The following is a 20838-nucleotide window of genomic DNA, read 5'->3' as shown; positions in this document are numbered from 1 at the left end:
AGGATGGTGGCGGTGCGTGTGCGAAGCAGTGTCTTCATTGTTCTTCTCCTAATCAACAGTGATGCGTATTCGCGCACAGCTGTGAAGTGATCTCCATTGCTCGCTGTGTACTGGGTATTCGCAGCGGGTGCGCATCCGGATGGGTGAATCGGGAAGAAAGTTGAAAATCTTCTCGCCGAGGTGGCTCTGCACTCATTCGACGCGGAACTGGATGTGGTGGTGGCCGGTGGCCGAATTGGGGATCGAATCGCGACGTTTCGCCGTCTGCACGGTGCCGTCCTTGTCGGTCGCGCGGACGGTGAGCGTGTGGGTGCCCGGTTCCACCTCGGCGAAATCGGCACGCCACTGCCTCCACGTGTCGATCGTGACCTCCTCGGCCAGATCCGCCTGCGTCCATTCGCCGTCGTCGAGCTTGACCTCGACGCGGTCGATCCCTGCACGCTGCGCCCAGGCGGTGCCGCCGACTCGGATGTCCCCGGCAGGGACCTTGGCCAGCGGCTTGGGGACCTCGATGCGCGAAGCGACGAGGATGGGGGCCTTGGCATCCCACCCGCGGTCGGTCCAGTAGGCGGTCTTCTCATCGAAGCGGGTGACCTCGAGTTCGGTCACCCATTTCGTCGCGGAAACGAAGCCGTAGAGCCCGGGAACGACGAGGCGGGCGGGGAAGCCGTGGATCGGGGTGAGCGGTTCGCCGTTCATTCCCACCGCCAGGAGGGCGGCGCGGTCATCGGTCAGTGCACCGATCGGGGTCGAGGCGGTGAATCCATCGAAGGAGTGGGAGAGGACCATATCGGCTTGCGAGTTCGGGCGTGCTCGGGCGAGGAGATCACGCACGGGATATCCGAGCCAGGTCGCGTTGCCGACGAGGTCCCCGCCGACGGGATTGGACACGCAGGTGAGCGTGATGTGGTGTTCTTCCAGCGGCAGGTCGAGGACGTCGTCCATCGTCAGGGTCACCTCCTCTTCGACCATGCCGTGGATGCGCAGGGACCACTGTTCCGGGTCGATGACCGGAGGAGCGAGAACCGTGTCGATGCGGTAGAAGTCCGCAGCTTCGGTGACGAAGGGAACCGTGCCCTCGACGTCGGTGCTCGCGGCCGCAGGGATCGCGGCGGCCCTCTTCGCCGGGGTGGGCAGGACCAGCTTGGCGACCGCCGCTCCGGCATCCTGCGCGAGGGAGGCAACGGTCTGACCGACCGCGATGGTGACGGCGCCGATGGTGCCGACCGCTCCGGCCAGGCCGAAGAAGCGGCGGCGACTGAGCGGGTTCGGTGTCCGTGAACCGGGCGCAGGGCCGGACTCGGAATCGGGTTCGGAATCGGGGCGATCGGCCGCCTCGGCGGGATCATCCGGGACGGCGGTGTCCTCGGCGTCGTCGACGGGACGGTGGGCCGCCTCGGCGGAGATTGCGAACCCGCCGAGGCGCAGCAGCAGGGCGAAGACGGCGATGCCGACCGCAAGCCCGACGAGCGTGGGGATGACATCGAGGGCACCCGCCTCGGGGCGCAGGATGATGACGGCGAGGGGGACGAGTCCCGCGATGAGCAGAAGTCCCATGCCCAGACGTCGACGGGAGGCGGCCACCGCTCCGATGAGACCCGCGAGGACGAGCGCGCCGAAGCCGGTGGAGAGGACGAGGACGAGCTTGTCATTGTCGCCGAAGAGGGCGATGACGGGTTTGATGGCCGCCGGGGGAGCCAGGGGGATGATCGCCTGCCCGAGGGTGAGCAGGGGTGCGGCGCTCGGGCTGAAGGCGCGCGCGAGGACATCGGCGAGGCCGAACATCGCCAGCGTCGCCGCCAGCCCGGCAACTGCGCCGCGGAGGCGGGGGTGGACACGTCGAGTTCCGTTCATAGTGGTCATTCGGAGCGGTGCCCGCCGCGGATGGGTGCGGGTCGGCACGGACGGATCGGACTGAGGTCACGGACCATTCATCGAAAGCACAGTGAACTTGCTGCGTGCCTGTCGTAGCATGGTGCAATGACTGAGAACCCCGGATACGCCCAGCCGCAGGCTCGGAGCGACGATGCGGACGAGCCGAAGAGCCCGAGCGCGCCCATCTACACCGCCAAGGTCGAGAACCTCGGCGGCACCTCCGGCGAGGTGCGAATCGAAGACGGTCAGACGCTGACCACGGCCCCGACCTCGCACGTCGAAGACGGCAACAATCCCGAACAGTTCCTCGCTATGGCGTGGTCGACCTGCCTCGGTGAGACGCTCAAGGTTGTGCTCGCCGTCAACGAACTCGATGCTCTGTCCCGAGTGCGGGTCGAGGTCGAACTGCACAAGGAACCCTCCGGCAACGGCTTCTACTTCGCGCCGCACGCGTTCATCTCCATCGACGGAGTCTCGGACGAGGACGCGGAGAAGTACGCCGCCCGGGCCCATGCCCGCTGCCCGATCTCGAAGCTTCTCATGGGCAAGGGATCGCCGATCGTCGACATCGAACCGTACAAGAACCCGGACAACTTCCAGCTCAGCTGAGTCGACCAGCCCGGGCGGGTTCGACCATCGCGGATCCCCGGATCGGGGTCGGGACAGATCCGCCCCACCCGGCTGTTTCAGTCGGACTGCGCGGCCACCTCGGCGACGATCTGCGCCAGGGCAACGGCCGCCTCGACGGGGCGGATCATCCACCCAAGATGGGATGAGACCAGCGTGCGCACTCGGTAGGGATTGTCCGGGGTGAGCGCATCGCCCTCGCGGATGAGGCGGTCCTGCATCGCCGTCGGGATGCAGCGATCCTCGCCGAGGCGGACGAACGTGCGCGTGATCGTGCCCCACGTGTCCGCCTGCGCCCGATCATCGGCTCCGCCCGCGTCGAGGTTCTCATCAGGTTGCAGGGAGCTGAGGGCGACCCGGAACTCGTCGTCGCTGACGTCGGCGCAGAAAAGATCTTTGAGCCCGGCAAGGGCCTCGGGGTCGGCCTGACGGAAATTGCAGCGCAGGAGTCCGAGCTCGCCGGGATCCCCGGCCAAGGCACGGGCCAACGCGGCATTGTCGACGGCGGCCATCTCCTGCTCGGCGTTGTAATCGGCGGCCGATAGTGACACCGGTGCCCATGCGGAGACATAGACCATGTGGTCGATGAGGTCGGGGCGGGCATTGGCCAGTGCGGTCAGGGTGACTCCGCCGCGGCTGTGGGCGAGGACGATCACCGGTCCGTGCTGCTTGGCTCGGGTGGCCGCCTCGGCGAGGTGGGCGACATTGTCTGCCAAGGTCACACCCCTGATCGACCCCGGCGCCGAGGTGAACTCGGCCAGATCCTGGGGCGACTGATACCCGGCCGGGATGGTCGCCGCGTACCCGTGACCGGGGAGGTCGACCGCTGCCGAGCGCACCCCGTGGAGGGCCAGTTCTGCCTGCAGCGGGGCGAAGGAGAAGGAATTGGCGAAAGCGCCGTGGACGAGGATGAGCGTCGGCTGCGTCATCGTCTCAGCCTAGCCTGACTCTGACTCAGCCCGACCCTGACTCAGCTTCGCCCGACCCTGACAGTGCGGGGTTCGCCGATTACAGTGGACAGCGAACCGACCAGCCAGCCCGGGAGCCGATGTGGAACTGAACCTGCAGGAAGTCATCTTCCTCGCACTCGACCTCACCGGCACCTTCGTCTTCGCAGTCTCGGGCGTGCTGCTCGCGGCCCGACGCAACTTCGACATCACCGGCGGGCTGGTGCTGGGCACGATGACCGGCATCGGCGGCGGGATGATCCGCGATGTGCTCCTCGATCGGGTGCCGAATGCGCTCGCGCAGCCGATCTATCTTGCGCCTCCGCTGATCGCGACCCTGCTCATCTACATCATCGGGTCGCACATCTCCCGTGCTCGGATCTGGATCGTCGCCTTCGACGCGATGGGGCTCGGGCTCTTCAGCGTCACGGGGACGACGATCGCTTTGGGTGCCGGTGCGAGCTTCCCGGCCGCGCTGCTCATGGGAGCGCTGACCGCGTGCGGCGGTGGGCTCATGCGCGATGCCGTGGCCAGCGAGGACCCTGCGATCTTCCGCGGCACCGATCTCTACCTCATCCCCGCTCTATTCGGTTCGGGGCTGACGATCCTCGCCGAGGTGGCCGGGCTGCTCAATGGAATCACTTCGCTCATCATTGCGGCCGCCGCCTTCGGCTTCCGCATGCTCGCATGGAAGCTGCAATGGCGGGTGCCGCAGCCGATGCGGCAGTGGTCGTATCGGGAGACCGGACGGAAGGTGAAGAAGCTGCCGTCGGTGTTCCGGAAGCCGGACTGAGGCGGGCCTGGAGTGGCAGTTCCGGAACATCACTCCGAGACGCTGGGCCACTACCGTGTGGCACGATGAAACCATGAGTTCGACACAGCCCGATGCTCAGCCGCGGCAGATTCCGTCGGAGGGGGAGACACCGACGTGGGCGAGGGATTTCCTCCGCGTCCTTGGGCTCAGCCTCTTCGGCGTCCTCTTCTTCACTGCTACCGTCTGGTTCGCCGCATTGGGTCTCCTTCAGGAAAAGGGCGGTACCGACCCTATCGAGGCAGATCCGATCTGGGCCGGGATCTGTGCTGGTGTGACCACCTTCGTCTTCCCGTTCCTCTTCGTGGAGTTTCGGCGCAACGACAGCGGATTCAGGCGGAAGGGCCTCATCGCCTTGGTCGTCCTCAGCGTGGTCATCGGCGGGGTGATCGTGACCGCTGTGATGACGACCTGGCCTTTCATCCTCGGCGATCGTGCAATCCCGGGGACGGTCTCCGGGGAGCTGAGCAGCGACCCGGCCAGTATCGTCCTTCTGCTCTTCTTCATCATCAGCGGCATGGCCTGGTGCTTGAGCATCATCATGCTGATGACGTTCGGAGGGTTCAAATACGTGATGTGGATGCTGTTGCCGTACCTCGGCTCGGTCTTCTTCTTCACGTTCGGCGGCAAAAGGGTCTTTGAGAACCCGCCGAGTGGGGGATCGACAATGTTCTGGGCAGTCATGGCGGTGGCCGGGCTGGCGGTGCTGACGGTGGTGGCGGCATTGCGCAATGTCATCGATAAGTCTGAAGAGCGTCCGATGACCGGGGCCGAACGCGATGCGGCCTACCAGCAGTACACGGATGATCGCCGTCGCCGCGGGCTGACGAACGAGGGTCCGCCGCCGGGCATCGATGTTCGGCAGCAGGGGGCGCAGCAGCCGCGATGGGACACTCGTCGGTGAGGCTGAGCTTCAGCATCGAAATCCGGGCTTCGGAACCTGGACGGTGGGCCTCCTGCCTGCAAGGATGAACACATGAACACGCCGATGAGCAACTGGACGACCGATCCCGCCCCTCTGCTTCGGGTCGGTGGGGGATTCCGGCTCGACGAGGTCGACACCCGCAGCACCCCCGGCTACGACGGGAACAAGAAGTCAGGTCGGGAGGATCTGGGTGCCTGCGTCGGCGTACTCACCGATCTTCAGGAGCGCCTGTTCGCCGCCCACCACGAGGCGGATTCCGGGCCTGCGGTCCTCCTCATCCTCCAAGCGATGGATACTGCCGGCAAGGGCGGCATCGTCCGCCATGTCGTCGGTTCCGTCGATCCCCAAGGCGTCGAGCTCGCCTCCTTCAAGAAGCCCACCGACGAGGAGCTCGCCCACGACTTCCTCTGGCGCATCCGCGCGCGCGTCCCGGGCCCCGGGATGATCGGCGTCTTCGATCGGTCCCACTACGAAGACGTGCTCATCGGGAAAGTCCGCGGTCTCGCCGATGAGGAGGAGATCGAGCGCCGTTACGACGCCATCAACGACTTCGAGACTGAACTCGCCGAGGCGGGGGTGCGCATCATCAAGGTCATGCTCCACATCTCCCCGGACGAGCAGAAGGACCGGCTGATGGAGCGTTTGGACCGTCCCGACAAGTACTGGAAGTACAACCCCGGCGACGTCGACGAACGCCTCCTGTGGCCCGACTACATGAAGGCCTATCAGACCGTGTTCGAGCGCACCTCCACCGAGGCGGCTCCCTGGTTCGTCGTCCCCGCCGATCGCAAATGGTATGCACGCCTGGCCGTGCAGCGTCTCCTGCTCGACGCCCTCCACGCCATCGACCCGCAGTGGCCACCGGCTGACTTCGACATCGCAGTCGAGAAGCAACGGCTGGCCGAGAGCTGACGGTGTGCTCCGGAAGGCCCCGCGTACCGAAGTTCACGTCTGAGCGGAGCGCTGGGCCACCTCGGCGAGGGAATGGCTTGACCGGATCGCGAGCTCAGTCGCGGCGAATGCTGAAGTCGACGTTCGTCGGGTGTTCGACGGTGCGCGAGACCGTGCAGTACTTGTCATGGGAGAGGCCGACGAGCTTCTCGATCTGAGAATCGGCGCGCCGGCCGTCCTTGTCATCGGGGAACGCGAGATCGAAGTCGAGATGGACGTTGTCGAGGCGGGAGGCCCCATCCTCGTCGAGCTTGTCCGCGGTCGCGGAGACGTCGAACTTCGTCGGTTCGGTGTGGCGGCTGGTGACGGTGTCGACGTCGATCGACGAGCATCCGGCGACGGCGGCGAGCAGCAGCTCGACGGGGCTCATCAGGCCCTCACCGCGGCCGAATTCGACGCTCGCCCCGTTCGGTGCGGTGGCACGGTAGTGGTTCTCGGCGATCCTGGTCAGTTCGATGCTGCGCTTGTCTTCGCTCATGCCCCCATGATGCCACCAGGCGTCAGCTCACGGTACGCCGGGCGATGATCCGGTGCCCAGCCGGATTCGCGCTGGTCGGACCGATCCCAGCTGGGCCGTCCCTGCCGGCGCGCTGGGTGGGTCAGGCCGCCTCGGCGCCCTTCGGGGTGCGACGTGCGGCGATGAACGAGCGGACACCGGCGACGATGTAGGCGATGAGCAGGATGAAGGTCAGCGTGCTCGAGATGATCGCGAGGGGGACCTCGGCGGTCCCGGCGAACAGATCACCGAGCTGGAGGACTCGGGAGAACGTGCCGATGACGCCGAGGAGAGCGACGACGAGCGCGATGTGCACGCCGATCTTCGGGCGCTTGATGCCGATCCACCCGCAGATGACGAGGACGACGCCGAGGAAAGCTGGGATGAGAGCCGTCACGCTGGCGAAGGCCGCAACGATCCATCCGATCACCCCGATGAGAATGAGGATGATTCCGATCCAGATGGTGGTCTTGGCCATGTCAGTCGTCCTTTGCGCAGAGGTGTCGGTCATGCGGAACCGGTCGTTGTGGAACCAGTCGTTGTGAAACCGGTGGTAGTAGAACCAGTGGTCAGGGAATCGCGGTGGCGCCCTGCGCCGTCGAGGCCGCGACTCGCCGTCCATTCTAGTGAGACGTGCGCGCGGGGGAGATCAAAGTGCCCAACCTCACACCGCCGAGACAACGGTGGAGTGCCGAGACACCTGTGTGTGCCGTTGTCTCGGCACTCCACCGTCGTCTCGACCAGCTGACGAAGCCCGCCGGGGCTGCTCAGGGCCGGCGATCGGGTGGGGTGTCCGTGGTTGGCAGGCCGGCGGCTTTCCACGCGTCGAATCCGCCGATGACGTCGACGACGCGGGTCAGCCCCATCTGCCTGAGGTTCCAGGCGGCGAGGGACCAGGAGCAGCCATGGCGGCAGATGAGGATCCAACGTCGGTCGAGGCTGTCGGCTTCGGGGATGGCCCAATCGAAATCCGGGTCGAGTCGCCACGGCAGGACGGTGAGGTCGATGGCGAGCGATCCGGGAATCGACGGGGCGCTGTCGCGGTGGACCTCGGTGCGCACCTCGACGATGATCGCGCCGGCCCGCTGCTCGGCATGAGCCTCGGCCGGGGTGAGCCGGTCGATCTCGGCCCGCGCGCGTGCCAGCATTACCATCGAAGCGGGTGGGGCACCAGGCTCGCCGACACCACGGAACTCGGTGCTGCCTCGGTGGGGGAGCGTCATCGGTGCGCGAAGTCGACGTCGGCTGCCGTCTGCACCGCTGCCTTTCTGCCGGCTCCGGATTCGAAGCCCCAGTAGAGGTTCGTGTGGGAGACGACTTTCCCCGGTTCCGGCGCGCCCCATGCGCTGAGGTCCTCGGTGGTGTGAGCGTCGGAGACGAGGGTGACGTCGTAGCCGCGAGCGAAGCCGCCGTGGATCGTCGAGCGGATGCAGGCATCCGACTGGGCGCCGGTGACGACGAGGCGACCGATGTCCTTGCCGGCCAGCACGTCCTCGAAGTCGGTCTCTTCGAAGGTATTGCCGTGGGTCTTCTCGACGATGGCCTCACCGTCGGCAGGCACGAGATCATCGACTATCTGCCACTGCTCGGTGCCCTGCGGAAGCTCGCGGAAAGAGTGCCGGACCCACACGATATCGGTGCCATCGGCGCGGGCACGATCGACGAGGTCAGAGATCGTCGAGACGACGTTCTCGGAATTCCACGACGCCTCCATCACCGCATTTTGGACATCGACGACGATGAGGGCGGTGTTCGGGCGGTCGGACGGCAGCGGAGCTGATACGGATGCTGCGGTGGGCGTTGCGGTCATGGCGATCCTCCTTGATTGAGACAATCCTGCTCCGGCTTGGTCCCGCGATCAAGGGGAGTTGCCCGTTCTTTCCGAGGTGGCCGGTGGGGAAGCCAGCGGACGACGGAATGATCGGGCCACCTCGGCGAGGGAGAGTTCCACGGTGCGGAAGGTCACCTCCGTTGCTGTCGTCGGGGTGCCAGAATGGGACAGGTGAGCGGAGATGAGATGAGCGGCGGCCGCCCGGGGCCCCGGCGATTCAGCGTGCTGCGCAGTTGGTCGACGGCACCGTACCTTGTCGGCTCGGGGCTGGCGATGATGGGCGACAACATCGAACACGTCATCACCTATTGGGTGCTGTGGCAGAAATTCGAGTCGCCCGCGCTCGTCGGGTTCCAGCTCATCAGCCACTGGCTGCCGTTCCTCCTGCTGTCGGTCTATGCCGGTTCGCTGGCCGAACGCTTCGACTGCCGCAGGCTCATCCAGATCGGGCAGGGGCTGTTCATGCTCGTGTCGCTGTGCTGGGGCATCCTCTTCCTCACCGACTCCCTGCAGCTGTGGCAGGCGTGTGTGCTGCTCGTCATCCACGGGCTCGCCGGCTGCCTGTGGGGCCCGGCCGAGCAGATGATGCTCCACGACTTCGTCGACCGTGAAGAACTGCCGTCGGCGGTGCGGCTCAATGCGACCTTCCGCAGCCTCGGCATCCTCTTCGGACCGGTCGTCGGATCGGCACTGCTGCTCGGGCTCGGACCGACATGGGGAATTTTCGTCAACATCGTCTTCTACCTGCCGCTGACCATCTTCCTCATCCGCACTCCCTACACCGGTCACCTGCGCAGCGGCGGGGTGCGGACCGCGCGGACCACGCTCATCCAGTCGCTCAAGGTCCTCGCCGAGGTGCGCCACAATCGAGCGATCATCGGCATGCTGCTTCTCGCCGCGATCGCTTCGATCACGATCGGTGCGGTGCTCCAGGTCTCGATGCCGGTCTTCGGCGGGCTGCTCACCGGTCCCGGTGGGGACAGCGACTTCACCTACGGAGTGCTGCTCTTCGCGATGGGAGCCGGCGGGGTCCTCGGCGGGTTCCTGCTCGAGGCCACCGGCTGGGTGCCGCCGACACCGGCGGCCGCGACGATCGCCGCCGCCGGTCTGGGAGCGTCGTCGATCATCTTCGCCTTCACCTCGCACCTGTGGCTGGCCGTGGTCATGCTGCTCCTCGCGGGAGTCTCGAAGATCACCGCCGAGTCGACGGAGATGGCGATCATCCAGCTGCAGGCGCCGACGCATATCCGCGGTCGGGTGATCGGCTCGTACGCGACCTTCGGCCCCGGGATGCAGACGTTCTCCGGTGTCACCGTCGGCGTGCTCGGCACGATCGCGACGATCCCGCAGGCCGTCATCATCGGCGGCACGATCCTCGTCATCGGAGCGGCAGCCATCGGAGCCTACGTCCTCACCGGAAGACCCAACCCCCATGCCCCAATTACTACCTGACGGCGGCGCAGCAACCTGGCGCCACGTAGCTGGGCCGCCGTCACCGACGTCTGCGCGGTCATTCGAGGCTCACACGATCGGGTTCGCCCACATCAAGGGGACGCGGCACGAGCTTCGACCTGGTGCTGTCGTCGACGCCGGCGGTCCGAGCGGTGACCGCGAGTTCTGCCTCGTCGACGTCGAACGTCGGACGGTGCTCAAGACCGTGCAGAATCCGAAGCTCATTCAGATTGCGACGTCCCTTGTGCGTGGTGGGGATGGCGATGATGGCAGTGAACGCGGCAGCGGATTGGCTCGCGACGGCGATGAGCTGACGATGGCCCTGCCCGACGGATGTTCGGTCAGCGGTATTCCCAGTGGATCGGGTGAGCAGCTGACCTGCGACTATTGGAAGCGGCCGGTCGAGCTTGAACTCACCGAGGGCCCGCACTCGGATCTCGCATCGGAGTGGCTCGGCACACCGGTGCGCTTGGCCAGAGCACCTCGCGGCGCAGTTGTCTACGGGTCACCGATCTCGATCGTGACAACGGCGTCACTGCGCGATCTGAGCCGACGAGTGGCGCAGTCGCATCCAGGCTCTCCCGATCTTGCCGCCGAAGCCGCACGATTCCGCGCCACTGTCGTCATCGACACGGACGAACCCTATGTGGAGGAGACGTGGGAGGGTGTGACGGTCAACCTCGGCGATCTGAGAGTGAGGATCGGAACTCCGATTCCGAGGTGCGCCGTGATGGACCTCGATCCGCTCACCGGCGAACGCAACGCCCCGGTGCTCAAGACCCTGGCCGGTTACCGGCCGAGGAACCACGCGGGCGAACCGCTCTTCGGTGTCTACGCTGACGTCCTCTGATCCCATCGCCCAAACACCGGTGACGGCGGCCCAGCTACGTGGCGCCAGGTTGCTGCGCCGCCGTCAGGTAGTAATTAGGTGACGGCGCCGCGGGTTTTGAATGTCGGGTCGTCCCAGAGGCGGTTGTCGAGGTTATCGCGCAGGGCTTCGACGGTGTCCCAGACGTCGGCGAAGCCGAGGTAGAGCGGGGTGAGGCCGAAACGGAGGATGTGCGGCTCCCGGTAGTCGCCGATGATCCCGCGGGCGATGAGGGCACTCATGATCGCGAACCCCTCGGGGTGGGCGATCGAGACCTGCGAACCGCGATCGGCATGCTCACGCGGAGTGACGATCTCGACCGGATGGTCCGACAGCCGGGACTCGACGAGCTCGATGAACAGGTCCGACAGTGCCAGGGACTTCCGCCGCACCTCGGCCATATCGACGCGGCCGGCGATGTCGAGACCGAGCTCGGCCACCGACATCGACACGATCGGCTGTGTGCCCGTGAGGAAGCGGCGGATGCCGTCGGCCGGCGCGTAGTCCGGGCTCATCTCGAACGGTTTCGCATGGCTCCACCAGCCCGACAGCGGTTGGGCGAACCGATTGACCAGCTCCTCGGCGACCCAGATGTACGCAGGGGAGCCCGGCCCGCCGTTGAGGAATTTGTACGTACACCCGACCGCCATGTCCGCACCGGACCCGGCCAGGTCGATCTCGAGGGCACCGGCCGAATGGCACAGGTCCCAGATGACTCGCGCCCCGCCGGCATGGATCGCCGAGGTGGTCGTGGCCATATCGAAGAGCCGACCCGTGCGGTAGTTGACGTGGGTGAGGACGACGAGGGCGATCTCGTCGGTCATGGCCTCGGGGAAGCCCGCGGTGACCTCGACGTCGTCGACGAGGCGGACCTCGTACCCGTCGCCGAGCTGCTCGGCCAGCCCCTCGAGCATGTAGATGTCGGACGGGAAATTCTCCCGCTGGGTGAGGATGACGCGGCGGTCGGGGGCGTCCACGCCCTGCATCCGCAGTGCCGCCGAGGCGGCCTTGAACAGGTTGATCGAGGTGGTGTCGGTGACGACAGTGGTCCCGGAACCGCCGCCGATGATGCCGGCCACCTTCTCCCCGAGCGTGGCCGGCAGATCCCACCAGCCGGCAGAGTTCCACGATCCGATGAGGTCCGTACCCCATTCATCGGCGATGACCTTCTGCGCTCGTTCGGCCGCACCGACCGGACGCGGGCCCAGCGAATTGCCGTCGAGGTAGATCGTCTCGGACGGGAGGACGAAGTCGCTCCGGAAATCGGCGAGCGGATCGGTGCGGTCGCGAGCCTCGCAGGCCGCGCGGTCAGAAGTCGTCATCGGTCACCTTCGTCTCGACGGGGTCCAGGGAATCGTCGGCAGCCGGTGAATTCGCCGACCACCACGTTGCCTGGAGGGGTTCCCTGTCAGATTACACACCCGGAGGGGTCGGCCGTCCACGACGCTTCCCGGGCCGGCGGTTCCACCCTCATCGCTGTTTACGGAGCCCGTCTGACCTTCTGTGACTCGATATGACGAGGAGAAGTCGGCGCGTGGCGAATTTCGACGACGACGCCCGACCCCACGACGCGGGCTTCCTAGTCTGAGGGCACCAACCTGAAGGAGGGGTCCCGATGACTGCCACCACCGATACCACCACACCCGAGGCCACGACCGTGCCGATCAGCGCCGAAGACCGCGCTGCCCGACTGACCGCGGCAGGACAGGGATGGGGTGAACGCATCGCCGCCTCGGCGAAGAACGCGCAGCTGACCTTCACCGCGAAGGGGCGCGCCGAGGGTTCGGTGTCCTCGGTGATCAAAGCGGGCAAGCACACGTTCACCGTCGACGAACCCGCCCCGCTCGCTGGTGACGACGCAGCGCCGAACCCCGTCGAGTATGTCCTCGGTGCCCTCATCTCCTGCCAGGTCGTCGTCTATCGGCTCTACGCTCACAACCGCGGATTGACGATCGATGATCTTGAGATCACCGCCGAGGGAGACCTTGATGTCCAAGGCATCTTCGGTATCGACGAGGATGTTCGCCCCGGATTCTCTGCCGTGCGCATCTCCGTGAAAGTCACCGGCCCCGACTCCGAGGAGGCCTACCAGGAGCTGCAGCGCACCGTCGACGCCCACTGCCCCGTCTTCGACATCGTCTCCCAGCCGACACCCATCGACGTGACGGTGACGAAGGCGAACTGAGCGCGGCCCCGAGCCGGGTGCTGTGCCCGGAACCGACTCCGAAGGCGAACTGACCCCAACCCCCGTCATGCACGAGATCGGCGCAGCAGCCACACGAAGTACGGGGCGCCGATGAGCGCGATCATCAGCCCGGCGGGGATCTGCGCCGGGCTGATGACCGTGCGCCCGATGGTGTCAGCCGCGCAGACGATCACTGCCCCGATGAGCACCGTGGTGGGGATGACCCTGCGATGCTGGGAACCGACGAGGAAGCGTGCGAAGTGCGGAGCGATGAGTCCGACGAAGCCGACGACTCCGACGGCGATGACACTGGCCGCAGCGAGCACGGCAGCCAGAGTCAGCGCGATGAGTCGGGTGCGGGCCGTGCGCACGCCGAGCAGCCTCGGCGTGTCATCATCGAGGGCCAGCAGATCGAGCGTGCGCGCCATGACGAATGCGAGAGGAATGGCGGCGAGAAGGACGAGACCGATCGGCAGAGAATCGAGGTCGACCCGGCCGTAGGTGGTGCCCGAGAGCCACGTGAAGAGCCGCGGGGTCTTCCACGGATCCACGCTGAGCAGGAGGAACGTCGTCACAGCGGAGAGCACGTAGCCCATGCCGATGCCGATGAGGACGAAACGGTCGGGCCGGAAACCACCTCGCCACGCCAAGCCTGCGACGATGGCGAAAGTGATGAGACCCGCGAGGACCGCTGCGGTCACGAGCAACGGGCGGGACCCGCCGAGAAGGGTGACAGCCACCGCCCCACCGAGGCCGGCACCCGCCGTGATGCCGAGGATCCCCGGCTCGGCCAAGGGGTTGCGCACCGTCGACTGGACGAGGCAGCCGGCCAGCCCGAGCCCGGCACCGGCCAGGCAGGCGGCGAGGATGCGGGGGACACGTTCGTTGAAAGCACGGTCGATGAGCGCCGGGGCGTCGTGTGAGAGCCACAGGGCCACATCGCCGAGGCGCAGCCACAGACTTCCCGCGAGCAGTCCGATGGCGACGACTGCGATGAGGCACCCGGTCGCGACGCTGAGGACGATGACGAACCGGCGCGAACTGCGCAGCCGACCGGTGACGCTGGCAGCCTGCCCGGCGCTTGCCGAATCGCGCAGCCGCATGGCCAGGACGACGATGAGTGCTCCGCCGAGCAACGAGGTGGGGATGCCCGTCGGAATCGACGCGGCCCCGGTGGGTGAGAGCACGGCCCGCACACATGCGTCGGCGACGATGATGAGCAGCGCGCCGATGAGTCCTGCGACCGGGAGCGCGAGCATATGCCGGTGCAACGCGGGAACCACATGCGCGAGCAGCCGGGTGAGTACGGGTGCCCCGAGACCGACGAAGGCGATCGGGCCGGCCAGCGTGACCGAGACCGCGGTGAGCACGACTGCGAGGACGACCGCCGCCAGCCGGGTCATGCGCACGGGAATGCCGAGGCTCGCCGCAGCGTCCTCCCCGATCCCGAGCACGTCGAGGCGACGGGACAGCAGCAGCGCGGCGACGAGGGCAAGTGCGATGACCGGTGCCGCCCGCAGCGAACCGTCGAGGTTGAGCTGCGAGAGCGAACCGCTGCCCCAAGCGTAGAGGCCGACGGTGTTCTCCTTGAACAACAGGAGCATCATCCCGGTGCCGGCCTCGAGGGCCATAGCGATCGCCGAACCGGCGAGGATGATCCGCGTCGTCTCCTTCGTCGCCGCCCGGCCGGCGAGTCCGAGCACGCAGAGTGCCGCCGTGAGCCCTCCCGTCGAGGCGACCGCGCTCGAGGCCCACAGCGGCAGGGTCAGTCCCGCGGCCGCCAGCACGGTGAGAGCGAAATGCGATCCCGACGCGACCGCCAGGGTGTCGGGCGAGGCCAGAGGGTTGCGAGTGATCGACTGCAGCAGGCAGCCGGCCACCCCGAGCGCCAGGCCGACCGCGACTCCCGCCGCCAACCTGGGCAGGCGGGAGCCGGCGAAGATGTCCGCGACGGGAACGCCGTTGACGCTCGGCACGGCAGCTCCGGAACTGCCGGAATCAGGATCGCCGAGGCGGCCCACCTCGCCGATGAGCGCCCGAACGATGTCGCCCAGACCGACCCCGGACGTGCCCTGCGCAAGGTGCCACAGGGCTGCCGCCGCCAATGCGAGGACGAGGCAGACAGTGACACCGAGGGTCGCCGTCACCGAAGCCGCCGAACCCCGCGGGGAGGTGCGGACCTCCGCCGAGGCGGCTGGTGACGGGGCAGTCCGCCCCGTCGCCGATTGCTTCACTTCGTCAGCAGGTCTGCGTATGCGTCGACGGCCTGCTGGGTCGAGCGCGGTCCACCGGCGCCCCAGACGTTCGGGAACTCATAGGCACGGCCTTCTTTGGCGGCGGGCAGGTTCTTCCAGATGCTGCTCTTCTCGAGTTCGTCGACGTAACCCGAGGCTGCGTCGTTGGCGTAGAAGAGGTTCGCTTCGCCGACGGCCGTGAGTCCTTCGATATCGGTCTGGGCGAGGCCGTAGTCAGCATCGAGTCCTCCGGTGCCGTTGGACTTGTTCACCTTCTCATTCCAAACCGGGTGAAGCCCGAGGTCCTTGCCGAGTTCGGTGAACAGCGCGCCGTCGGTGTAGGGGCGCAGCGAGAGGTTGCCGCCTTCGATCCAGCCGTCGAAGAAGAGGAAGTCCTTGGTCTCGAGATCGACCTTCGCGACGTCCTTCTTGCGCTCTTCGACATTCTCATCAAACTCCTTGAGCACCTGATCTGCCCGTTCTGTGCGTCCCGTTGCCTTTGCCACCAGGGAGAACACGTCCTTCATGTTGCCGACGGGGTCCTTGGGATTGTTGCCGCGAGCGACGATGACAGGCACGTCCTGCTTCTCGAGCTGATCGAGGATCTCCTCGTCCTTGCTGAAGCCTTCGACGATGATGAGGTCGGGGTCCGCCTTGTAGATCGAGTCGAGGTCGGGTTCCTCGCGGGTGCCGGCACTGGCGGTGTCCTTCGGCAGCTTCTCCGCGCTCACCCAGGTCGAATACCCGTCCGGGTCGGCGACCGCGACCGGGTTGACGCACAACGTGAGGGCGTCCTCGACCTCCTGCCATTCGAGGATGGCGACACGTTCGGCTGGTTTGTCGAGTTTGACCGTGCGGCCGACGCCGTCGGTGATCTCGACAGGGTCAGTCGAGGTCTCCGTGGTGTCGTCAGCGCAGCTCTCGGATGCCGGCGCCGAGGTGGCTGATCCGGCTTCCTCACCCACTGCGGTGGTCCCGCAGCCGGCGAGGAGAGCGAGCCCGGCAGCTCCGATTCCGATGGTGGTGAGCAGGCGAGGTGGTGTCATGGCACTGTCCTTCAGGTCTCAAGCTGATCGGCGGCGACCTCGCGACATGAGAGAGGCGTGCGCCGATGGTTTCGGTGATCGTGCCCGCCGTTCGCGGGCCGTGTGTGGCGGCGACGATGCGCGAGCAGCCCGAACGGGCCTGTGCCACGTTAGGTGAGTCTAAGCTCACTAGTGGATGTCCGCAATGAAGATATGAAGACAGATGATTCGTGAAAATGGACAGAATGATGAGGGTTCGGGTACTGAGCTGATGAGGACGTGTTCTAGAGGGAGGTGCGGGAGACGAAGGCACCTGGCGTCATTCCCATGACTCTGCGGAAGGCATCGATGAAGGTCGATGTCTGGGTGTAGCCGAGGGTCTCGCCTACTTCGAGGACGGATACTCCCTCCCCCAGCAGCTCGACGGCTTGATGGATGCGCACGGCCTGCCGCCAGCGCGCGAAGCTCAAACCCGTACTCGAGTGGAACGCACGCGTGATCGTCCGCGCACTCACCTGCAGCCGCGCCGCCCAGTCTTCGATGGTCCGTTCGTCGCCCGGATCGTCGATGACCGCCTCGGTGATGGCGGCGATGCGCGGATCGTCGGGGACAGCGATGGCGAGTTCACTGTCGGTCGGTTCGAGGACGTCGAAGATGACGGCTTCCGCACGCGACCGTGCGGCGGGGTCGAGGTCGGTGCGGGTGAGGTGGATCAGCAGGGACTGGAGCACGGGCGTCATCGCCACCGTCGTCGCCGAGGCGAAGGCGGGCTGGAGGGTGGGTGGAGGTGTCGCTTCCGCGTCGAGTGCTCCACCCTCAACGCTGTCGGCCCGGTCGGCGGAGACGCCATCACGCTCGGCGTGGTCGTTACGGCCACCACGGTTGGCAGATCCCGCCGAAAAGAAGGCATCGAAGAGTTCGATGCCCGGGGTCAGCCGACCGGAATGGGTCTGACCTGCTGGTATCCAGAGTCCGAACCCTTCGGAGGTGGTGAAGATGCGGTTGCCGATGCGGGCGGTCATCGTGCCGCGACGCACCCAGACGAGTTCGTGGGCGGGGTGCGAATGCGGCTCCCACCGGGTAGGTTCCGCAACGTAGTGGGATTCCACGATGATCGTGAACTGCTGCGGTGCCCCGGCAGGCAGCTCGACAGTGTGGCCGTTGAGGGCTCGCGCCGATCCGCGCCAGGCACCGCGCGCCGCATCGTCACTGCGGGCGGAATCGTCGCGCGCAGAATTCTCCGTACGCGCCGAAGACTCACTGCTCACCGAATACCGGCTGCGACCGCTCACGACCGCGAGTGCGCCTCGATGACCTCGAGCACGTCCTGACCGTAGCGCTCGAGCTTCTTCAGGCCGACACCGCTGACCTGGCCGAGCTCCTCGACCGTCGAGGGTCCGACCTCGACGATGCCGTACAGGGTGGCATCGGGGAACACGACGTACGCGGGCACTCCCTGTTCCTTCGCCTGTTCGGCCCGCCAGGCCCGCAGCGCTTCGAACAGCTCCGTGCCTGCGGCATCGAGCGTGACCTCGGAGCCGCCTCGGCGCGAGGATCCCGCCCTTTTCGATCCGGACTTACGAACGGGATCGACACGCATCGACACCGTCGTTTCCCCACGCAGCACCGGGTCCGCGACGGGACCGAGGACGAGCACCCCGTAGTCGCCGTGGGATTCGAGGAGTCTGCGGGCGAGGCTCTGGCGGACGACGGTCTTCCACTGGCTCTCGGACAGATCCTCGCCGACACCCCACACGCTCAGACTCGCATGGTCGGAAGCACGGGAGCGGTCGTTGTCGTTGCCGCGCAACACGTCGATGACCTGACCAGCACCGAAGCGCTGACCGCGTTCCCTGTCAAGGCGGATGACCGTAGACAGCAGCTTCTGCACGGCCACCGTGGCGTCCCACGTGGTCGGGGGAGTCAGGCACGTATCGCAGTTGCCGCACGGGCCCGACTCCTCGTCGAAGTAGCGCAGCAGCTGGACGCGGCGGCAGTCGACGGTCTCACACAGAGCGAGCATCGAGTCGAGATGGCTCATCGACCGCCGTTTGTGCGCCTGGTCGCTCTCACCGGATTCGATGAGGCGGCGCTGCGAGACGACATCGCCGAGGCCGTAGACCATCCACGCGTCCGCGGGCAGCCCGTCACGACCGGCTCGTCCCGTCTCCTGGTAATAGCCCTCGACCGACCTGGGCAGGTCGAGGTGGGCGACGAAGCGGACATCGGGTTTGTCGATGCCCATGCCGAAGGCGATCGTCGCGACCATGACGATCCCGTCCTCGCGGAGGAAGCGGGCCTGATTCGCCGCCCGCACCTCGGCGGGCAGTCCCGCATGGTACGGCAGGGCGGTGATGCCGCGGGCCGCGAGCGCATCGGCCAGCTGGTCGACTCCGCGGCGGGAGAGGCAGTACACGATCCCGGAATCCCCGGGATGTTCGGTGGTGATGAAGCTGAGCAGCTGGGACCGGGCGGAGGCCTTCGGCTCGATCCGGTAGGTGATGTTGGGGCGATCGAAGCTCGCCACGAAGTGCTCAGCGCCCTGCAGGTGGAGGCGCTCGGTGAGTTCGGCGTGTGTGGCCGGGGTCGCCGTGGCCGTGAGAGCGATGCGCGGGACGTCGGGGAAGCGTTCGGCCAGCACCCCGAGGCCCAGGTAGTCGCTGCGGAAGTCATGCCCCCACTGGGACACACAGTGGGCCTCGTCAATCGCGAACAGGGAGATCTGCGCCCGCTGCAGCAGCTGCATCGTCCGCGACAGCACGAGGCGTTCGGGGGCGAGGTAGAGGAGGTCGAGTTCACCGTCGAGCAGCTGCGCTTCGACCCGGTCGGCTTCGTCGAAGTCGAGGGAGGAGTTGAGGTAGGCGGCGCGCACTCCGAGGTTCTCCAGCGCCGCGACCTGATCGGCCATGAGCGCGATGAGAGGGGAGATGACGATGCCCGTGCCGGGTCTGACCAGGGCAGGGATCTGATAGCACAGTGACTTGCCGCCGCCGGTGGGCATGAGCACGACCGCGTCGCCGCCGCCGACGACCTGGTCGACGATGGCACCCTGCTGTCCCCGGAACTCCTCATAGCCGAAGACATCGTGGAGGACATCGAGCGGCGAGGTCGTGGCGGAGGAGGTCATGTCCTCCACCCTAGTTCACGACCCTGACGCCGCGCCTGGGCCGTACCGACGTCGGGCCCGCGGTCGTGCCGAAGCCGCGCCTCGCCCGCCCCTCACTTCGCAGCGAACCGCCCGGAGGCCAACAGTCCGACCACGCACACGCACGCCACGGCCGCGGCGAAGACCGTGGTCGATCCCGCCAGACCGATCTCCGAGGCGAGCAGTCCGGCCCCGACGGCCGGCAGCGACATGGCGAGGTAGGCGACGATGAAATACGAGGTGGTCGCCTCGGTGCGTCGTTCGGGCTGGGTCGCGGTCGTGATCGCCCGCATGCCCGTCATGAACACGAGGCCCTGCCCCATTCCGGCCAGCAGCGAGGAGACGATGAGCAGGATGAGCGAGCCGGTTTCGAGGGCGATGACGAGGGCGGCCATGCTGATGATCATCGTCGTCGATCCGAGCACGATCAGCGTCCGGTCGGCGAGGTCGCGGAAGATCAGCTGAGCCGTCGCCGAGGCGCCGAAGAGGAGGAAGACGACCGTGCCGGTGACCGCGGGGGAGGAGACGTGCAGGGTCTGACCCATGAAGTTCGGGGCGATCGCCGAGTAGAGCCCGCACAGCGTGAAACCCGCGATCGCGCCGGGGCAGGCGGCGAGGAAGATGCGCCTGGACTCCGCGGGGATGCCGGGCAGCTGCAGGCGCAGGGCCGCCGGATTCGGCTGGACCCGATCGCGGACGATGAACAGGGCGAACCCGGCGATGACGAGGGTGATCGCGTTGACGAGGAACGGAGTGAACAGGGGGCCGGGGGCGAAGTGCGCGAGCAGCCCCGCCATGAGGATCCCGAGTCCCAGACCGCCCATGTTCGCCGCCGTGGCCAGCGACGCCGCGAGTCGGTGACGGCCGGACGGAGCGTTCTCCAGCACCGTGACCGTGCCCGTGGCCGTGAAGATCCCCGCGGCCAATCCCGAGAGGACCCGGCCCGTGTAGAGGAGGCCCAGGCTGCTGCCGATCATGAACAGCACCGCCGAGGCGACCGACAGGACCACCCCGGCCGCGAGCAGGGGACGCCGACCGATGGCCTCGGAGAACCGTCCGAAGAGGACGAGCGAGGCGATGACCCCGGCCGCGTAGATCGCGAACAGCACGGTCGTCTGCGCGTTGCCGAAGCCGAATTCGACCTCGTACTGCGGGTAGAGCGGAGTGGGCAGGGTCGTGCCCATCATGACGACGGCGAAGACATACGCCGAGGCGGCCAGCCCCCATCCGGACGCGGCGCGCGGGGCCGAGCCCCACCCGTTCGTCGACATCGTTTCATCGGGCACTGCCGCACCGCCTTTCGTCTCGTGGGTCTGCATGCTCGCCGAGGTGGCCGACCTCTCGCCGAGGTGGCCGACCGTTTCCGTCGACCGGATTCCCGATCGCTTCCCCGCGAATTCCTTCGCAGGATCCCCTGCTCAGAGATATCGGCGCTGTTTCGTTTCCGAGAATTCGCTCAGGTGAGT

Annotated in this window: 19 protein-coding genes; 7 read left to right on the top strand and 12 right to left on the bottom strand. The window is 66.8% G+C overall.

Going from position 1 to position 20838, the window contains the following annotated elements; all coding sequences use genetic code 11:
- Nucleotides 1-192 precede the first annotated feature (192 nt).
- Nucleotides 193-1854, bottom strand: coding sequence for a molybdopterin-dependent oxidoreductase (locus HK401_RS13540; RefSeq protein WP_181275178.1), 1662 nt, complete (start codon nucleotides 1852-1854; stop codon nucleotides 193-195).
- A gap of 126 nt (nucleotides 1855-1980) precedes the next feature.
- On the opposite strand from HK401_RS13540, the gene HK401_RS13535 reads away from it, so the two are divergent.
- Nucleotides 1981-2484, top strand: a complete 504-nt coding sequence (locus tag HK401_RS13535; protein ID WP_181275177.1) for an OsmC family protein — start codon at nucleotides 1981-1983, stop codon at nucleotides 2482-2484.
- 77 nt (nucleotides 2485-2561) lie between these two features.
- Here HK401_RS13535 and HK401_RS13530 read toward each other — a convergent pair whose 3' ends face one another.
- Nucleotides 2562-3431: an alpha/beta hydrolase gene (locus HK401_RS13530; RefSeq protein WP_181275176.1), complete on the bottom strand. Its 870-nt coding sequence runs from the start codon at nucleotides 3429-3431 to the stop codon at nucleotides 2562-2564.
- A gap of 121 nt (nucleotides 3432-3552) precedes the next feature.
- Between HK401_RS13530 and HK401_RS13525 the strand changes: the two genes are divergently transcribed.
- From HK401_RS13525 to HK401_RS13515, 3 genes are all read left to right on the top strand, one after another.
- Nucleotides 3553-4242 (top strand): trimeric intracellular cation channel family protein, encoded by a 690-nt coding sequence (locus HK401_RS13525; protein ID WP_309135994.1) that lies wholly within the window; start codon nucleotides 3553-3555, stop codon nucleotides 4240-4242.
- A 73-nt stretch (nucleotides 4243-4315) separates the two neighbouring features.
- The gene (locus HK401_RS13520) at nucleotides 4316-5164 is read left to right on the top strand and encodes a hypothetical protein (protein WP_181275175.1); all 849 of its coding nucleotides are present in this window, start codon (nucleotides 4316-4318) and stop codon (nucleotides 5162-5164) included.
- Between the two features lie 72 nt (nucleotides 5165-5236).
- Complete coding sequence (locus HK401_RS13515; RefSeq protein WP_181275174.1) at nucleotides 5237-6097, top strand: polyphosphate kinase 2 family protein; 861 nt, start codon at nucleotides 5237-5239, stop codon at nucleotides 6095-6097.
- A 94-nt stretch (nucleotides 6098-6191) separates the two neighbouring features.
- On the opposite strand, the gene HK401_RS13510 is transcribed toward HK401_RS13515, so the two are convergent.
- The 4 genes from HK401_RS13510 to HK401_RS13495 form a co-directional block, all read right to left on the bottom strand.
- A complete protein-coding gene (locus HK401_RS13510) occupies nucleotides 6192-6614 on the bottom strand; it encodes an OsmC family protein (protein WP_181275173.1) in 423 nt (140 codons plus the stop codon).
- Between the two features lie 121 nt (nucleotides 6615-6735).
- Nucleotides 6736-7110 (bottom strand): hypothetical protein, encoded by a 375-nt coding sequence (locus HK401_RS13505; protein WP_181275172.1) that lies wholly within the window; start codon nucleotides 7108-7110, stop codon nucleotides 6736-6738.
- A 289-nt stretch (nucleotides 7111-7399) separates the two neighbouring features.
- On the bottom strand, nucleotides 7400-7780 hold the full coding sequence (locus HK401_RS13500; protein ID WP_258234192.1) for a rhodanese-like domain-containing protein: 381 nt from the start codon (nucleotides 7778-7780) through the stop codon (nucleotides 7400-7402).
- 71 nt (nucleotides 7781-7851) lie between these two features.
- Nucleotides 7852-8442, bottom strand: a complete 591-nt coding sequence (locus tag HK401_RS13495) for an isochorismatase family protein (protein ID WP_181275170.1) — start codon at nucleotides 8440-8442, stop codon at nucleotides 7852-7854.
- A 192-nt stretch (nucleotides 8443-8634) separates the two neighbouring features.
- Between HK401_RS13495 and HK401_RS13490 the strand changes: the two genes are divergently transcribed.
- Complete coding sequence (locus tag HK401_RS13490; RefSeq protein ID WP_309135993.1) at nucleotides 8635-9915, top strand: MFS transporter; 1281 nt, start codon at nucleotides 8635-8637, stop codon at nucleotides 9913-9915.
- Complete coding sequence (locus HK401_RS13485; protein WP_181275169.1) at nucleotides 9896-10765, top strand: MOSC domain-containing protein; 870 nt, start codon at nucleotides 9896-9898, stop codon at nucleotides 10763-10765. The genes HK401_RS13490 and HK401_RS13485 overlap by 20 nt, the downstream gene beginning before the upstream one ends.
- Before the next feature lie 74 nt (nucleotides 10766-10839).
- On the opposite strand, the gene kynU is transcribed toward HK401_RS13485, so the two are convergent.
- A complete protein-coding gene (gene kynU, locus HK401_RS13480; RefSeq protein WP_181275168.1) occupies nucleotides 10840-12105 on the bottom strand; it encodes a kynureninase in 1266 nt (421 codons plus the stop codon).
- Nucleotides 12106-12398: 293 nt separating this feature from the next.
- Between kynU and HK401_RS13475 the strand changes: the two genes are divergently transcribed.
- The gene (locus HK401_RS13475) at nucleotides 12399-12968 is read left to right on the top strand and encodes an OsmC family protein (RefSeq protein ID WP_181275167.1); all 570 of its coding nucleotides are present in this window, start codon (nucleotides 12399-12401) and stop codon (nucleotides 12966-12968) included.
- Nucleotides 12969-13033: 65 nt separating this feature from the next.
- On the opposite strand, the gene HK401_RS13470 is transcribed toward HK401_RS13475, so the two are convergent.
- The 5 genes from HK401_RS13470 to HK401_RS13450 all read right to left on the bottom strand — a co-directional run bounded on the left by HK401_RS13470 (nucleotide 13034) and on the right by HK401_RS13450 (nucleotide 20658).
- Entirely contained in the window at nucleotides 13034-15202 is a 2169-nt protein-coding gene (locus HK401_RS13470; protein WP_309135992.1) for an iron ABC transporter permease, read from the bottom strand.
- Nucleotides 15199-16248 carry an ABC transporter substrate-binding protein gene (locus HK401_RS13465; protein ID WP_181275166.1) on the bottom strand — a complete coding sequence of 350 codons (1050 nt, stop codon included), beginning with the start codon at nucleotides 16246-16248 and terminating at the stop codon, nucleotides 15199-15201. The genes HK401_RS13470 and HK401_RS13465 overlap by 4 nt, the downstream gene beginning before the upstream one ends.
- Nucleotides 16249-16511: 263 nt before the next feature.
- Entirely contained in the window at nucleotides 16512-17519 is a 1008-nt protein-coding gene (locus HK401_RS13460; protein ID WP_309135991.1) for a helix-turn-helix transcriptional regulator, read from the bottom strand.
- Entirely contained in the window at nucleotides 17516-19354 is a 1839-nt protein-coding gene (recQ, locus tag HK401_RS13455) for a DNA helicase RecQ (RefSeq protein ID WP_181275165.1), read from the bottom strand. The genes HK401_RS13460 and recQ overlap by 4 nt, the downstream gene beginning before the upstream one ends.
- 92 nt (nucleotides 19355-19446) lie before the next feature.
- Nucleotides 19447-20658 carry an MFS transporter gene (locus HK401_RS13450; RefSeq protein ID WP_219921928.1) on the bottom strand — a complete coding sequence of 404 codons (1212 nt, stop codon included), beginning with the start codon at nucleotides 20656-20658 and terminating at the stop codon, nucleotides 19447-19449.
- Nucleotides 20659-20838 lie beyond the last annotated feature (180 nt).

The sequence above is a fragment of the Brevibacterium oceani genome (assembly GCF_013623835.1).
Lineage (GTDB): Bacteria > Actinomycetota > Actinomycetes > Actinomycetales > Brevibacteriaceae > Brevibacterium > Brevibacterium oceani.
The sequence above is the reverse complement of the archived record's forward strand: the minus strand, read 5'-3'. Positions and strand labels throughout refer to the sequence as shown.

Coding starts and splice junctions, on each gene's coding strand:
- HK401_RS13515 (WP_181275174.1), top strand. CDS start 5,237: ATGAACACGCCGATGAGCAACTGGACGACCGATCCCGCCCCTCTGCTT.
- HK401_RS13540 (WP_181275178.1), bottom strand. CDS start 1,854: ATGAACGGAACTCGACGTGTCCACCCCCGCCTCCGCGGCGCAGTTGCC.
- HK401_RS13530 (WP_181275176.1), bottom strand. CDS start 3,431: ATGACGCAGCCGACGCTCATCCTCGTCCACGGCGCTTTCGCCAATTCC.
- HK401_RS13535 (WP_181275177.1), top strand. CDS start 1,981: ATGACTGAGAACCCCGGATACGCCCAGCCGCAGGCTCGGAGCGACGAT.
- HK401_RS13520 (WP_181275175.1), top strand. CDS start 4,316: ATGAGTTCGACACAGCCCGATGCTCAGCCGCGGCAGATTCCGTCGGAG.
- HK401_RS13475 (WP_181275167.1), top strand. CDS start 12,399: ATGACTGCCACCACCGATACCACCACACCCGAGGCCACGACCGTGCCG.
- HK401_RS13485 (WP_181275169.1), top strand. CDS start 9,896: ATGCCCCAATTACTACCTGACGGCGGCGCAGCAACCTGGCGCCACGTA.
- HK401_RS13500 (WP_258234192.1), bottom strand. CDS start 7,780: ATGCTGGCACGCGCGCGGGCCGAGATCGACCGGCTCACCCCGGCCGAG.
- HK401_RS13510 (WP_181275173.1), bottom strand. CDS start 6,614: ATGAGCGAAGACAAGCGCAGCATCGAACTGACCAGGATCGCCGAGAAC.
- HK401_RS13505 (WP_181275172.1), bottom strand. CDS start 7,110: ATGGCCAAGACCACCATCTGGATCGGAATCATCCTCATTCTCATCGGG.
- kynU (WP_181275168.1), bottom strand. CDS start 12,105: ATGACGACTTCTGACCGCGCGGCCTGCGAGGCTCGCGACCGCACCGAT.
- HK401_RS13495 (WP_181275170.1), bottom strand. CDS start 8,442: ATGACCGCAACGCCCACCGCAGCATCCGTATCAGCTCCGCTGCCGTCC.
- HK401_RS13465 (WP_181275166.1), bottom strand. CDS start 16,248: ATGACACCACCTCGCCTGCTCACCACCATCGGAATCGGAGCTGCCGGG.
- recQ (WP_181275165.1), bottom strand. CDS start 19,354: ATGACCTCCTCCGCCACGACCTCGCCGCTCGATGTCCTCCACGATGTC.